The organism is Lampropedia aestuarii (genome assembly GCF_004803635.1).
GTDB classification, from domain to species: domain Bacteria; phylum Pseudomonadota; class Gammaproteobacteria; order Burkholderiales; family Burkholderiaceae_C; genus Lampropedia; species Lampropedia aestuarii.
The window spans coordinates 57,176-70,165 of the sequence record NZ_SSWX01000015.1 but is presented as its reverse complement, the minus strand read 5'-3'; the positions used below and the strand labels follow the sequence as shown (position 1 = coordinate 70,165).

Genomic DNA, 12,990 nt, shown 5'->3' with positions numbered 1-12,990 from the left:
TGTTCAGGTTCTTACGCCGCATTCAAACTGGCATTGTCGATGACAAAGCGGTATTTGACATCGCCTTTGAGCATGCGCTCGTAGGAGTCGTTGATCTGGTCTGCGCGCACCAGCTCAATATCAGCGGTGATGCCATGCTTGGCGCAAAAATCCAGCATTTCCTGGGTTTCTGGAATGCCGCCAATCAATGAGCCTGCCAACGAGCGGCGCTTCATGATCAGGTTAAACACCTGCGGTGACGGATGCGGCGTTGCGGGCGCACCAACCAGGCTCATCGTGCCATCGCGTTTGAGCAGCTGCAAAAATGCATCCAAATCGTGGGGTGCCGCGACCGTATTCAGAATGAAATCGAAGCTTTGGGCATGCGCGGCCATTTCCGCCTGATTGCGCGACACCACGACTTCGTCAGCACCCAACTCTTTGGCCGCCATGCGCTTGGATTCCGAGGTGGTGAAGGCCACCACATGGGCGCCCATTGCATGGGCCAATTTGATGCCCATATGGCCCAGGCCACCAATGCCTACGATGCCGATTTTTTTGCCAGGACCTGCCCCCCAGTGGCGCAGTGGTGAATAGGTGGTGATGCCCGCGCACAGCAAGGGCGCAACGGCCGCCAACTGCTCTTTAGGGTGTTGAATGCGCAGCACATAGCGCTCGTTGACGACGATTTGCTCGGAATACCCCCCCATGGTCCAGCCGGGTTTGTCGTCTGTTTTGCTGTTGTAAGTGCCGACCATGTGGTCGCAATAATTCTCCAGGCCATCGGCGCATTCATCGCAGTGCCGGCAGCTGTCAACAATGCAGCCAATCCCCACCAAGTCCCCTGCTTTGAAGTTTTTGACGTGCTCGCCAACAGCTACGACTTCACCAACGATTTCATGGCCTGGCACGCAAGGAAACTGTGTGCCCGCCCATTCGGCGCGCACCTGGTGCAAGTCCGAGTGGCAAATGCCGCAGTACGCTATGCGAATCTGCACATCGTGCGCTCCCGGCGCGCGGCGTTCAATTTGGAGTGACTCCAACGGTTGATCGCCAGCGTGGGCTCCGTAGGCATGAACTAGCATGTTGGGTTCCTTTCATTCAATGAACAAGGTTGCTGATTGCTGCGCGCATGCATTGCTGCATAGGTGCATGTCTGCGTCGCCACTGAGGGCATGCCCAGTATGCCGATTAGGTATTTCCTGAGTTTGCCAAGGACTTCGCCTGCGCCATTTGGATGAAGGCACGCAAATAATCGGTAGCCAAATCATCGACGCGCGCGCCTAGGTAAATTTTCTTGAATAGGCCCTTGTCGCCCAGGCGCACCGGTGCAACGTCGATTTTGCTGGCATATTCCTCTATCAACCAACGCGGCAAGGCGGCCACACCACGCCGACTGGCGACCATTTGCAGCATGATGTCGGTGGTCTCAATGGTTTTGTGCCGCCTTGGTGCAATGCCTGCAGGTGTTAGAAAATCAGCATAAATATCCAGGCGCTCGGGCGCAACGGGATACGTGATCAGGATTTCGTCTGACAACATCGCTGGCTCAACATGGTCGTGCTGTGCCAACGGGTGGTCGCTGGCCACCACCAGCACTTGCTCATAATCAAATACAGGCTCAAATTGCAAACCCGGCTTGAACAAGGGATCAGGCGTAACCAGCAAATCTATGTCATAGCCAAACAAGGCACCAATGCCGCCAAATTGGAATTTTTGTTTGACGTCAACATCAACATCAGGCCACTGATCCAGGTACGGTGAGACGACTTTGAGCAGCCATTGGTAGCACGGGTGGCACTCCATGCCAATGCGCAATGTGCCCCGCTCACCCTGGGCAAACTGTTGAAGGCGCTCTTGCGCCAACTGCAGTTGTGGCAGTACCCGATTCGATACCGCCAACAAATACTGGCCCGCCTGGGTCAGGCGCAGTTGCCGCCCTTCGCGCGACCAGATCTCAATGCCTAGCTGCTGCTCAAGTTTTTTAATGCTGTGGCTCAGTGCCGGCTGCGTGACATGGAGCACCTCCGAAGCAGCAGTCAAAGAGCCCTGCTTTTCAACCTCCTGGATGATGGCCAGATGGATTTTTTCAATCATAAAGTATGAATTAATTGCATTATTTTGCCGATAAGACCGATCTTACTTCATTGATTGAGGCGCATTGGCATGGCGCTTGGCTTGTCTGCCCTGCATCAGGCATCAGCTCTGCGGCTTGTCGAGCTCAGCGAATTTCGCGGCCATCGTCGGATTGCCACGGGTCAGCTTCTTGATGGTCAGGTCTTCGGCCTTGTCATTGGCCAGGCGCAGGTTGTTGGCCGATTTGTAGAGTGCGTCCTTGGTTTTCTCCAAGTCCTTGATGGCCTCATCAATGCGCTTGACGGCTTCTTCAAAGCCATCCGAAGCCAGGCGCCAGTTGCGGCCAAAGGCAGACTTGAAGTCGTCGAGCTGCTCCTCAAAGCGTGTGATGTCCAGGTTTTGCGCGCGCACCTGCGCCAGTTCGGATTTGTAGGCCAGCGACTTCATCGCTGCATTGCGCAGCAAAGTGATGATGGGGATGAAAAACTGCGGCCGCACCACGTACATTTTGGGGTAACGGTGGAACACATCAACAATACCGCTGTTGTAGAGCTCGCTCTCAGGTTCAAGCAAACTCACCAGCACCGCGTATTCGCAGCCTTTTTGGGTGCGGTCCTTGTCCAACTCTTTCAGGAAATCTTCGTTTTTTTTCTTGGTTGCAGTCGTATCGTTTTCATTTTTCATCTCAAACATGATCGAGACGATTTCTGTGCCATCAGCATCCAAGTCACGAAATACGTAATCGCCCTTGCTGCCGCTGCTGGCATCGTTGTCTTTCTCGAAATAAGCGCGGCCAAAGGCGGTGGCACGGATGCGGTTGAATTCCGTTTCACAATGCTGCTCCAGCGTTTCACCCACCATCTTGGTGGACAAGCGCGCTTTCATGTCGCGCAGGCGCTCGATCTCCAGCTCCCGGTCTTTGAGCTGGATTTCGTAGCGCTCTTTCAGCGATTTTTCGGCCAGGTCCTTCTCTAACTCCTTGCGTTGCAAGCCGCTTTTGAGTGCATCACGCTCTTTCTCCACCACGCTGACCGCCTGCGTCACCGCCAATTGGTGTGCGACCCCGCTGGCGTTGATTTGCGCTTGCAGGGCCTGGATTGCAGCTTCGTTGGCAGCAGTGACTTTTTGCAGCTCATTGGCCAATCGGGCTTCAGCCAACGCCGTTTGCGCCTGTTTGTCACGCAGGGCCTGTGCCAGGTCGTTGGCCAGGTTATCGCGCTCTTTCTCAACCTGTTTTAATGCATCGGCCACGGCCAACTGCCTGGCGACCTCACCAGAGTCGAGCTTGGCTTTGAGCTCCTTGATCTCGCCTTCCTTGTCGGCCAAGGTCTTTTGCAGCTCAGCCCTGGCCTGTGACTCAGCCAGCACCATCGCCGCTTGCTTGTCTTGTTTGGCCTGCTCCAGCAAGCTCAGGAGTGCATCGCGCTCTTTCTCAATCGCGCCCACGGCCTCATTCACGGCCAGGCGGCGCGACACTGCATCGGCATCGAGCTTGGCCTTGAGTTCTTGAATCTGCGCGTCTTTGGCGGTGGTGGTTTTCTGTAATTGGCTGGCCATCTGGGCTTGAGCGAGCGCGACAGCGTTGTGCTTGTCTTGTTCGGCCAACTCCAGGCGTTCATGCAACTGCTTGTCAAAGTCGCTATCGCGCACCTGCTTCAAAATATCCGCATACCCTGCCTCGTCAATTTTGAAGGCCTTGGCGCAATGCGGGCAAATGATTTCATGCATGAGGGACTGCCTTTCACTGGGACGGTATTGGGTGCCCGACGCGAGGCGCATCGGACACGCTGGAGTACAAATATGCTTGTTGGCGGGCACTTGGAGCCTGCTCAAATGCAATACTGGCGCTATTGTCAGGCAATCTGCGGGGGCCTAGACAAAGCCAAACATGCTTTGACCGTGCATCAAATGGAGGCTTGCACGCTTCTTTGCAGCGCCTCTATCAGCCAGGCAATCGCAGCCGGTTGGCGGCTGCCGCGCAGCCACAGCACATGCACGCTCACAGGCGCCACAGGCAGGGGCAGCTCACGTATTTCCAAGCTTTTGCCAACGTCCGTGGTCGCCGCAAACTTGCGTGGCAAGGCCGTGAGCAAATCGGTTTGCGCAACAATGCGCGCGGCTGTGTAGTATTGGTTCACCGTCATCGCCACATGGCGACTCAGTCCCAAACCCGACAAGGCTTCATCAATAAAACCATAAGGCCGGCCAGAGAGGCTCACTAGCAAATGCCGGGCGGCGCAAAAATCCTCCAGGCTGATTTCTTGCTCGGCCAGTGGATGGCCATCGCGCATGGCACACACATACTCGCGCTGGTAGAGCAAACGCGACTCGTACTGCACGGTCGCATCGCTTTGCGCTCTGGCCGTCAAGTCGGCCAACACTGCTGGAAAATAACCAACCGCTACATCAATCTCACCTTCATCAAGCAAAAGGCGTGGATCGCGGCTGAGCAGCGAAGACACATGCAGTCGGATATGAGACGCTTCGCTGGCCTGGATCTGCGCCAATGGTGGCAGCAGACGCGAGGCCGTAGCATCGATCATGCCCAAATGGAAAGTCTGCTCCGAGTGCGCGGCATCAAAGTGCTCAGGCTCAATCGTCTGGTACAAGTCCTGCAAAGCCTGGTGAACGGTGTTCCACAGCTCTATCGCACGTGCTGTCGGCTCAATGCCCTGGCCGACACGCACAAACAATTCGTCTTTGAGTGAGTCCTTCAAGCGTCGGATCGCATTGCTGACGGACGGCTGGGTCAGGTGCAAACGCTCTGCCGCTTTGGTCAGCGAGCGCTCTTGCATGACGACATCAAACACGCGCAGCAAATTCAAATCCAAGTGTTTAAAGCTGGCCATAGTGGTTTTTTATTGAGAGGCAGATCCGGATTTCATACATTCACGGCATGAATACCAATGATTCAATAAATAAACTTGTACAACCCTAGGGGAAACCCTAAGATTCAGCCATCGGACTTTTACAGCACGCACTCACAAGGTGCAAACTCTTAGAAAACAGGATCACATCATGACCGCTATCGTTTCTTCCCATCCCGCCACAGAGCACGAGGGTTTGAATCGTGTCTCCAATGGTTTAGGTTTCATTACCAACCATATCCATAATTCCCGCTTGGTCTATGCCGGCGTATTGGCAGCCATTGTGGTGCTGGCCAATGCATGGATCGAGCCAAGTGGCCTGGGTGCCTGGCTGGCACTGTGGGCCATCGTATTCGCTGTTGCCGCCCTGTTGACACCTAGCAGCAAGAATCACCCAGGCGTGATCGAGCAATGGTTGCAAAGCCAGCGCAATGCCCGTGCCAACGAGCAAATGTGGCAGTTGGCCATGAGTGATCACCGTGTAATGGCTGACTTGCTGGCAGCACACAACAGTCACCGTTAAGCACAGCGGTTTGCCGCACAATTTTGAAAAGCAGGATTATTTCCTGCTTTTTTTGTTTGTGCACACGGTTTTTCGCTAGCCGACATGCACATAGGCTCTGCTTGCCTTCACGCTGATTAGGGCTGTGATTGGCAAGCCCTCACCGTTTGAGTGCGCTGCTTTTTGTCAGATCGCTCGCTGCAGGCGCGCCGATCTCTAGTCGCCCAACGCGGCAGGGGATTTTTCTGCCAGCTCCAGAGCTTGGCGCGCGCGCATCCGCTCTTCGGTGGTTTGCGCCACTTTGTTGCGAATATACAACGGCGCAATAGATGACGGGGCTTGCAAACCCTGTGCAGCAATCAGACCGGGGGCCAAACGCAGCATGGCTTCGGCCTGTGGCAATTGGTGCAATAAGCGCTCTGCCCGATACTCGGCAAAAGCCTCTGGATAGACCGCAAATGCATTGCCAGCTAACACATAGCCGTCTGGTACCTGCACATCCTGTGGCTTCATCACCTGGATATCAGCCTCACGCTGCCAGCGTTGCTCAGCCTCGAGCCAGCGAAATGGCGCGGCATAGACCTCTTGCATACGGGCATCGAGTACGGCAACGACTTGCTCCACACCATGCGCATGGCGCGCACCTTCGGCAATCGCCAATAAAGAATCAACTGGTACTGCCGACAAATGGCTGCCAAATGCCAAGCCTTGCGCAGCTGCGCAGCTGGTGCGCAAACCGGTGAAGGCACCTGGGCCACAGCCGTAGACAATCGCATCCAGGTCTTGCAAAGCCAAGCCCAGCTGTTGGAGCAGTTGCAGGCTTTCTGGCAACAGAACGCGGGATGATTTGGGCCCACCGGCCAGCTCTCTGGCCAGCAGCACAGAGTGGTTTTGTACAGCGAGTGACAGCACATCGGTGCTGGTGTCAAAAGCAAGCAGTCGCATGAATAAAAAACAAACAAATTAACAAAGCCGCACGGGTTTGCGGCATGGCTCAAGCTCAGAGTGCGGGCACAATACCCAATGGTTGCATTGCCCCCCGGCCTTGGCTGGCTGAGGCGTTGCGCGTGCCGCTACGCCTGTGCATCATGTACGCCAGCACGCGCGGGACTGCTGCACAGTGCTTGGAAAACAAGGGCTGCGTCAGCAAGAGCAGCCAATCACCCGTATTTTGCCCCAACGACATTATGAACCGTTCATCGAAGCCATTTCGCCCCGCCGCATTGCGATTGCCTGCTGCTGCGCCCATTCGCCGGCTCTGCGCATGGGCTGCAACCGCCCTGGCGGCGCTGGCATCCAGTAGTTTGTTGACCCCACTGGCGCACGCACAAGACGCACGCACGGCCAACGCCCAGACAAGCGCAGCAATGGCATCGGCGCTGCCTGAGGGTTTTGTTGCAGCGCTGAATAAAGCCAAAATCCCGCTGAACTCTGTCTCTGTATGGGTTCAGGCGGTGGATGGCGCGCCATCACCGCGTGTCAATTACCGCGCTGACCAGTTGGTCAGCCCCGCTTCGACGATGAAATTGGTCACCACCTATGCGGCTTTGGACCGTTTGGGGCCTGCCTACACCTGGCATACGCGCATCTACACCGATGGTGAGATTACTGACGGCAGCCTCAAAGGCAATTTGTACATCCAAGGCGGTGGTGACCCCAAACTGGTGATGGAGCGTTTGTGGGCGCTGCTGCGCCAGGTGCAACAGCGCGGTGTCAAAGTGATTGTTGGCGACATCGTGCTCGATCGCAGTGCCTTTGTGCTGCCCGCGCACAATGCCGCCGAGTTTGACGATGAGCCTTTGCGCCCTTACAACGCCTCGCCCGATGCCCTGCTGCTGAATTTCAAGACCGTGATCATGCGCTTCGTGCCGGATCGCCAGCTGGGCATTGCCAGAATCGAACTCTCGCCACCGATGGCGCATTTGCAGGTGCCCAGCAGCGTTGCGCTGAACACCAAACTCAAAAACTGCCCAAGCAATTGGCGCAACCAATTGCAGCTCGACGCAAGCCAGAGTGGTCAGTGGCTTTTGGGTGGCAGCTATCCGGCTGCCTGCGGCGAGTTGAATTGGTCGGTCGCCTACCCCGACCCAGAGGCATTTGCCAATAAAGCCGTGGAAGGCATGTGGCGCGACATCGGTGGCAGTTTGACGGGCAGCGTCCATGCGGGCGTGACTCCCGCGCACCTGACGCCGTTGATTACCGAGCCTTCGTTGTCCTTGACCGAAATCGTGCGGGATGTGAACAAGTACAGCAACAATGTGATGGCCGACCATGTGTTCCTGGCTCAAGGCAGTGTCGGGGGACGAGGCCAAGCGATGACGTTTGAAGCAGCACAAAAAGCGATCGAGCAATGGTGGGTGCAACGACTGGGCAACCCGCCTGGCACCCTGGTGATCGACAATGGCTCCGGCTTGAGCCGCGCAGCCCGCGTCACCGCTCAAACCTTGGGCAACATGCTGGTGCACGCCTGGAGCTCGCCGGTGATGCCTGAGCTGATGGCCTCGATGCCTGCAGTGGGCGTTGATGGCACCATGCGCCGCAGCCGTGCAAATGCCTCCGCCCACATCAAAACCGGCTCACTGCGTGATGTGAATGCGATTGCTGGTTATGTCAATGGCAATAGCGGCAAGCGCTATGCGGTTGTGGCCGTTGTCAACGACCCGCTGGCCGCTGGCGCGCGAGGGGCGGCCTTCGACTCGCTGATTGATTGGGTGGCCAACGACTGATCGTTGGCCAGTCAATTCACCTTGCAGCAGCACCTAGTCCGAACAATTTGTTGAGAAGCCACAAGGCGTTGGGCGATAATCGCCCAGATTGTGGCAACCCCCTTTTGTTTCAGGAGTCCTCCTTGTTTTCCATTATTCAAGCGGCTGGCTGGCCGATTTGGCCGTTGATTGCCTGCTCCATCTTTGCCTTGGCGATCATTGTCGAGCGCTTCTACAGCCTCAAACGCTCATCCGTTGTGCCTGCTGGTTTGCTCAACGATGCCCAAACCGCCTCTGCCCGCTTCATACCGCCAACCGATGTGATTGACAAGCTGGCGCAAAACTCGGCGCTGGGCGAGGTACTGGCCACGGGCCTGCGCACGTTGCAAAACAGGCCTGACTCGACGGAAGACGACGTGCGCCAAGCCATGCAAAACCAAGGCCGCCTGGTGGTGGCAAGGCTGGGCAAATTCCTCGCGCCACTGGCCACGATCGCCTCGGCCGCGCCGCTGCTGGGCTTGCTGGGCACAGTCATTGGCATGATCTCGATCTTTGCATCACAAGGCGGCTTGGATGCTGGCATCATCCAGGGCGATCCGGCCCAGCTCTCGCACGGCATTTCAATTGCGCTGTACAACACGGCGTTTGGTTTGATCGTAGCAATTCCTGCACTGATCTTTTGGCGTTATTTTCGCAGCCGCGTTGACCAGTACGTGCTCGAGATGGAAGTGGCCAGCGAAACTTTTCTCAAGCACCTCAAAGGCTTGCAAGCATGAATTTTCGCAACCCGCAAGCCCATGAAGAGCCGGAAATCAACCTGATCGCCTTCATCGATGTGTTGTTGGTGATCCTGATCTTTCTGATGCTGACCACCACCTACAGCCGCTTCAATGAGTTGCAGCTCAATCTGCCCTTGGCCAATGCCGAGCAACTGCCAACGCGTCCGCAAGAAATCACAGTGTCACTGGACACGGCTGGTAATTTTGCGATTGATGGCGTGGTGATCGGCTCAGCCAACCCGGCGCAGTTGGCCGGCCATTTGCGCCGCGCAGCAGCGAACAAGCCTGATGCAGTGCTGATCATCAGCGCCGATGGCATGGCCTCGCACCAGTCGGTGGTCTCGGTCATGGAAGCTGCGCGCAACGTGGGCCTGGCCCGCGTGACGTTTGCCACTCAAACCATTTCTGGCTCCTGAGGTCGCTGCACAAGCCAGCGCACCCTGCCCCATCCATGCCCACTTGGCTACAACAGCTCGAGGCCCATTGGCAGCAGCCGCAAGCGCGCACGCGGCTGCTGGATTGGCTGCTGCGGCCCCTGGCGGCCGTGTATGGCGCAGCCAGTGCGAGGCAGCGCGCGCAATACATGCATGGCAAGCGTGCCCGCACGCGCTTGCCAGTGCCCACGGTAGTGGTTGGCAATGTGGTGGCCGGCGGCGCTGGCAAGACCCCGGTAGTGATCGCTCTGACCCAAGGCATGCAGCGGCGCGGTCTGCAGGTGGGTGTGATCTCACGCGGCTACGGTCGCCAAGGGACAGGCTGCATGCACGTCACACACTCCAGTAGCGCCCAACAAGCTGGCGATGAGCCATTGATGATTGCGCAGGCGACCCAAGCGCCGGTGTTTGTCGCCAGCACCCGTGCAGAAGCTGCGCTGGCCTTGCTGCAAGCATTTCCCCAGACCGAGCTGGTCATCTGTGATGACGGGCTGCAGCATTGGGCTTTGGAGCGTGATTGTGAAGTGTGTGTGTTTCCGCCCTGGGGCATTGGCAATGGCCGTTTGATTCCCGCGGGCCCATTGCGTGAGCCTTGGCCCAGAGCCGTAGATGTGATCGTGCAATCACTCAACGAAGGCGAAGCCACCGCAAGCATCCCTATGCCAGCACCTGCTGCGCCTTGCTGGCACTTGAGCCGGCAATTGGCCCCCGTGCTGCACAATGGCCTGGGCGAGCAGCGCGCATTCGACGCGCTGCTACAGCATCCCGGCCCGATCGTCGCTTTGGCTGGGATTGCCAAGCCACAGGCTTTTTTTGCAATGCTTGCGCAACGCGGTCTGCGCTTGAGCCAAACACTGGCCCTGCCCGACCACCATGCGTTCACCAGCTTGCCTGTTGAGCTGCGTGATGCAAACGCTGACACACTCATTGTCTGCACCGAAAAAGACGCTGTGAAGCTGTGGCGTCTGCTGCCGCAGGCCTGGGCGGTTGGCTTGGAAGTCAGCTGGCAAGAAAACTGGACTGACCAGGTGCTCAGCCTGGCCCGGGCGCACTTCCACGCACGCAGTTAGATACACGGCTTAGATGGCAATAGGCGCCCTGCATTGCCTCTTTTTTTGTGCCTTGCGCGCCTACGGAAAGATCGCAAGCAGGCGCTTACACAGCAGTCGCGGGTGCAACACGGCTCAGCAGCATGCTGTCACCGTAGCTGAAAAAACGGTATTGCTGAGCAATGGCGTGTTGGTAGACATGGCGAATGTGCTCGTAGCCGGCAAAAGCGCTGACCAGCATCATCAAGGTGCTTTTGGGCAAATGGAAGTTGGTGATCAGCACATCAACGACTTGGAATGCAAAACCAGGCGTGATGAAAATCTGCGTGTCGCCTTGGGTTTTGCCGGTTTTAGCCCATGATTCCAAAGTGCGCACGGAGGTCGTGCCGACTGCCACGACCCGGCCACCACGGGCTTTGCAGGCGGCAATGGCTGCCAAGGTGCTGTCTGGAATGTGGTAGTACTCGCTGTGCATGCGGTGCTGGCTCAGGTCCTCGGTTTTGACCGGCTGGAATGTGCCCGCCCCCACATGCAAGGTGATATTGGCCCGCTCAATGCCATTGGCCTGCAAGGCATCCAGGGTCATCTGGTCAAAGTGCAAGGCCGCAGTGGGCGCGGCGACTGCGCCTGGCTCGCGCGCAAACACGGTCTGGTAGCGCTCGGCATCTTCCTCGGCGTCGAGGTCGTTTTCCTGCTGGTGGCGCTCAATATAAGGCGGCAATGGCAAATGGCCAAAGCGCTCCATCAGGCTCCACGGTGTTTGTCCTTCAGGGGCCTGAATTTTGAACAAGAAAAGCGGGCCATCGGCATCGGGGTAGCGGCCTTGCATCACTGCATCAAAACCGCCTTGTTGCAAGCCGCCGGCAAAGTGCATGGTCGAGCCTGGCAAAGGTTTTTTGCTGACACGCAAATGCACGGCCACATGCTGCTCGTCGAGCACGCGCTCAATCAGAATCTCCAGTTTGCCGCCAGACGCCTTCTCTCCAAAAATACGGGCCTTGACGACCTGGGTGTCGTTGAACACCAGCAAATCACCTGCTTGCAACAGGCCAGGTAGATCACGAAAAATGCGGTCTTGCAATTGGGCACTGCGGGCATCGAGCAGGCGCGAGGCACTGCGTTGCTCAGCCGGATGGTGGGCAATCAAGGCCTCAGGCAAGTCGTAATCGAAATCAGCAAGGGTGTAAGAAACTGGGGGCATGGTGCGGAGCGCTTGAGCGCGCTGGCTTGTATCGGCTTAAGGCCGATACATGGGCTAGCGAATGGAGCGAGAGTCTTTGCGTCAAAAAGCCTGTGCATTGGCAAGCCCACGCAGAACGGGCAACGGCCATGCACATCAGTAAGAGCCTATTCATCACCTCCGCGCAGCCGCGCAAGCATAAAAAGTGGCCGAGCGAGGCGCTTTTTATGCCTTGCCCTGCGGGCACCGCCGCTGCAGCGTGGAAATTAGGAACAGGTTCTAAGAAGGTCGCTATTGTAGACATCCCTGCCCAGGCTTGCATCCGTGATGCCATAAACCGGCCAGCTCTTCGTGCAGGCACCAGCGTGCAACGGCCACAAAAAAAGCAGCGTGGGCACGCTGCTTGTGGGGGGCTGAGACTGCGCTGCTAACTGCGCGGCTTGCGCAGGAAGTTCAGGATCTCGCCAACAATGCCGCGCCTGAACAACAGCACGCAGACAACAAAAATGAAGCCCGTGACAATCGTGACCGATTCACCCAGTGAGCGGAACCAGTCGATGTGTGTGACGGAGGCGATCCAATTGCCCCACTCGCCGACTTTGTTCTCAATCGCCACAATCACCACTGCTCCAACCAAGGGACCGGACAAGGTGCCCATGCCACCGACCAAGGTCATCAAAACGGCGTGGCCCGACATCGCCCAATGCACATCACTCAAGGTGGCAAAGCCCAAAACCAAGGTCTTGAGTGCACCGGCCAAACCTGACAAGGCGGCTGAGAGCACGAACACCATCAGTTTGAAGCGGTTGGTGTCATAGCCCAGCGAAATGGCCCTTGGCTCATTTTCTTTGATGCCATGCAGGATATGGCCAAATGGCGAGCGCACGATGCGCATGATGAACAAGAACGCCAGCACGACAATCGCCAAGCAGACGTAGTACATCGTCATGTCACTGCGCAAATCCAGCAGGCCAAACAGTTTGCCGCGCGGCACGGCTTGCAAGCCGTCCTCACCTCCGGTGAATGGCGCTTGCAACCAGACGAAATACAGCATTTGCGCCAAAGCCAGGGTGATCATGGTGAAATAAATGCCCTGGCGTTTGATTGCCAAGTACCCCACCAACCAGCCCAGCAATGCCCCAAATGCGGTGCCCAGCAATAAACCAATCTCGGGTGTGACACCCCAGACTTTGAGCACATGTCCGGCAATATAAGCCGAGCCGCCAAAGAACGCCGCATGCCCGAAAGACAAAAGACCGGTATAGCCAAACAGCAAGTTGAAGGCGCAGGCAAACAAGGCGAAGCAAAACAGCTTCATCATGAAGATTGGGTAGGCGCCCATCATCGGCGCAGCCAGCAAGACCAGCAGCAGTGCGGCGTAACCCCAGAAAGCGAGTTGTTTATTCATGGTGTGTCATC

The 12,990-nt window shown here is 57.0% G+C and carries 12 protein-coding genes; 5 read left to right on the top strand and 7 right to left on the bottom strand.

The window, feature by feature from the left end:
• Positions 1-11: 11 nt before the first annotated feature.
• The 4 genes from E8K88_RS12125 to E8K88_RS12110 form a co-directional block, all read right to left on the bottom strand.
• Positions 12-1,064, bottom strand: a complete 1,053-nt coding sequence (locus tag E8K88_RS12125; RefSeq protein ID WP_136406937.1) for an NAD(P)-dependent alcohol dehydrogenase — start codon at positions 1,062-1,064, stop codon at positions 12-14.
• A gap of 106 nt (positions 1,065-1,170) precedes the next feature.
• A complete protein-coding gene (locus tag E8K88_RS12120) occupies positions 1,171-2,076 on the bottom strand; it encodes a LysR family transcriptional regulator (RefSeq protein WP_136406936.1) in 906 nt (301 codons plus the stop codon).
• Between the two features lie 102 nt (positions 2,077-2,178).
• Positions 2,179-3,783 (bottom strand): DUF2130 domain-containing protein, encoded by a 1,605-nt coding sequence (locus E8K88_RS12115; protein WP_136406935.1) that lies wholly within the window; start codon positions 3,781-3,783, stop codon positions 2,179-2,181.
• A gap of 176 nt (positions 3,784-3,959) precedes the next feature.
• A complete protein-coding gene (locus E8K88_RS12110) occupies positions 3,960-4,904 on the bottom strand; it encodes a LysR family transcriptional regulator (protein WP_136406934.1) in 945 nt (314 codons plus the stop codon).
• Between the two features lie 169 nt (positions 4,905-5,073).
• On the opposite strand from E8K88_RS12110, the gene E8K88_RS12105 reads away from it, so the two are divergent.
• Complete coding sequence (locus E8K88_RS12105; protein WP_136406933.1) at positions 5,074-5,445, top strand: hypothetical protein; 372 nt, start codon at positions 5,074-5,076, stop codon at positions 5,443-5,445.
• 195 nt (positions 5,446-5,640) lie between these two features.
• On the opposite strand, the gene tsaB is transcribed toward E8K88_RS12105, so the two are convergent.
• Entirely contained in the window at positions 5,641-6,369 is a 729-nt protein-coding gene (gene tsaB, locus E8K88_RS12100; RefSeq protein WP_136406932.1) for a tRNA (adenosine(37)-N6)-threonylcarbamoyltransferase complex dimerization subunit type 1 TsaB, read from the bottom strand.
• 242 nt (positions 6,370-6,611) lie between these two features.
• Here tsaB and dacB point away from each other — a divergent pair, with 242 nt between their 5' ends.
• The 4 genes from dacB to lpxK all read left to right on the top strand — a co-directional run bounded on the left by dacB (position 6,612) and on the right by lpxK (position 10,412).
• Positions 6,612-8,150 (top strand): D-alanyl-D-alanine carboxypeptidase/D-alanyl-D-alanine endopeptidase, encoded by a 1,539-nt coding sequence (dacB, locus tag E8K88_RS12095; protein ID WP_136406931.1) that lies wholly within the window; start codon positions 6,612-6,614, stop codon positions 8,148-8,150.
• Between the two features lie 122 nt (positions 8,151-8,272).
• Positions 8,273-8,905 carry a MotA/TolQ/ExbB proton channel family protein gene (locus E8K88_RS12090; RefSeq protein WP_136406930.1) on the top strand — a complete coding sequence of 211 codons (633 nt, stop codon included), beginning with the start codon at positions 8,273-8,275 and terminating at the stop codon, positions 8,903-8,905.
• A complete protein-coding gene (locus E8K88_RS12085) occupies positions 8,902-9,324 on the top strand; it encodes an ExbD/TolR family protein (protein ID WP_136406929.1) in 423 nt (140 codons plus the stop codon). Before E8K88_RS12090 ends, E8K88_RS12085 begins: the two co-directional genes overlap by 4 nt.
• A gap of 35 nt (positions 9,325-9,359) precedes the next feature.
• Positions 9,360-10,412, top strand: a complete 1,053-nt coding sequence (gene lpxK / locus E8K88_RS12080) for a tetraacyldisaccharide 4'-kinase (RefSeq protein WP_136406928.1) — start codon at positions 9,360-9,362, stop codon at positions 10,410-10,412.
• Positions 10,413-10,497: 85 nt separating this feature from the next.
• On the opposite strand, the gene queA is transcribed toward lpxK, so the two are convergent.
• Complete coding sequence (gene queA, locus E8K88_RS12075; protein ID WP_136406927.1) at positions 10,498-11,592, bottom strand: tRNA preQ1(34) S-adenosylmethionine ribosyltransferase-isomerase QueA; 1,095 nt, start codon at positions 11,590-11,592, stop codon at positions 10,498-10,500.
• A gap of 406 nt (positions 11,593-11,998) precedes the next feature.
• The gene (locus tag E8K88_RS12070; protein WP_136406926.1) at positions 11,999-12,979 is read right to left on the bottom strand and encodes a branched-chain amino acid ABC transporter permease; all 981 of its coding nucleotides are present in this window, start codon (positions 12,977-12,979) and stop codon (positions 11,999-12,001) included.
• Positions 12,980-12,990 lie beyond the last annotated feature (11 nt).

What these genes read in the sequence shown, in the direction of transcription:
- E8K88_RS12125 (WP_136406937.1), bottom strand. Translation starts at nt 1,064, where the DNA reads ATGCTAGTTCATGCCTACGGAGCCCACGCTGGCGATCAACCGTTGGAG.
- E8K88_RS12120 (WP_136406936.1), bottom strand. Translation starts at nt 2,076, where the DNA reads ATGATTGAAAAAATCCATCTGGCCATCATCCAGGAGGTTGAAAAGCAG.
- E8K88_RS12115 (WP_136406935.1), bottom strand. Translation starts at nt 3,783, where the DNA reads ATGCATGAAATCATTTGCCCGCATTGCGCCAAGGCCTTCAAAATTGAC.
- E8K88_RS12110 (WP_136406934.1), bottom strand. Translation starts at nt 4,904, where the DNA reads ATGGCCAGCTTTAAACACTTGGATTTGAATTTGCTGCGCGTGTTTGAT.
- E8K88_RS12105 (WP_136406933.1), top strand. Translation starts at nt 5,074, where the DNA reads ATGACCGCTATCGTTTCTTCCCATCCCGCCACAGAGCACGAGGGTTTG.
- tsaB (WP_136406932.1), bottom strand. Translation starts at nt 6,369, where the DNA reads ATGCGACTGCTTGCTTTTGACACCAGCACCGATGTGCTGTCACTCGCT.
- dacB (WP_136406931.1), top strand. Translation starts at nt 6,612, where the DNA reads ATGAACCGTTCATCGAAGCCATTTCGCCCCGCCGCATTGCGATTGCCT.
- E8K88_RS12085 (WP_136406929.1), top strand. Translation starts at nt 8,902, where the DNA reads ATGAATTTTCGCAACCCGCAAGCCCATGAAGAGCCGGAAATCAACCTG.
- lpxK (WP_136406928.1), top strand. Translation starts at nt 9,360, where the DNA reads ATGCCCACTTGGCTACAACAGCTCGAGGCCCATTGGCAGCAGCCGCAA.
- queA (WP_136406927.1), bottom strand. Translation starts at nt 11,592, where the DNA reads ATGCCCCCAGTTTCTTACACCCTTGCTGATTTCGATTACGACTTGCCT.
- E8K88_RS12070 (WP_136406926.1), bottom strand. Translation starts at nt 12,979, where the DNA reads ATGAATAAACAACTCGCTTTCTGGGGTTACGCCGCACTGCTGCTGGTC.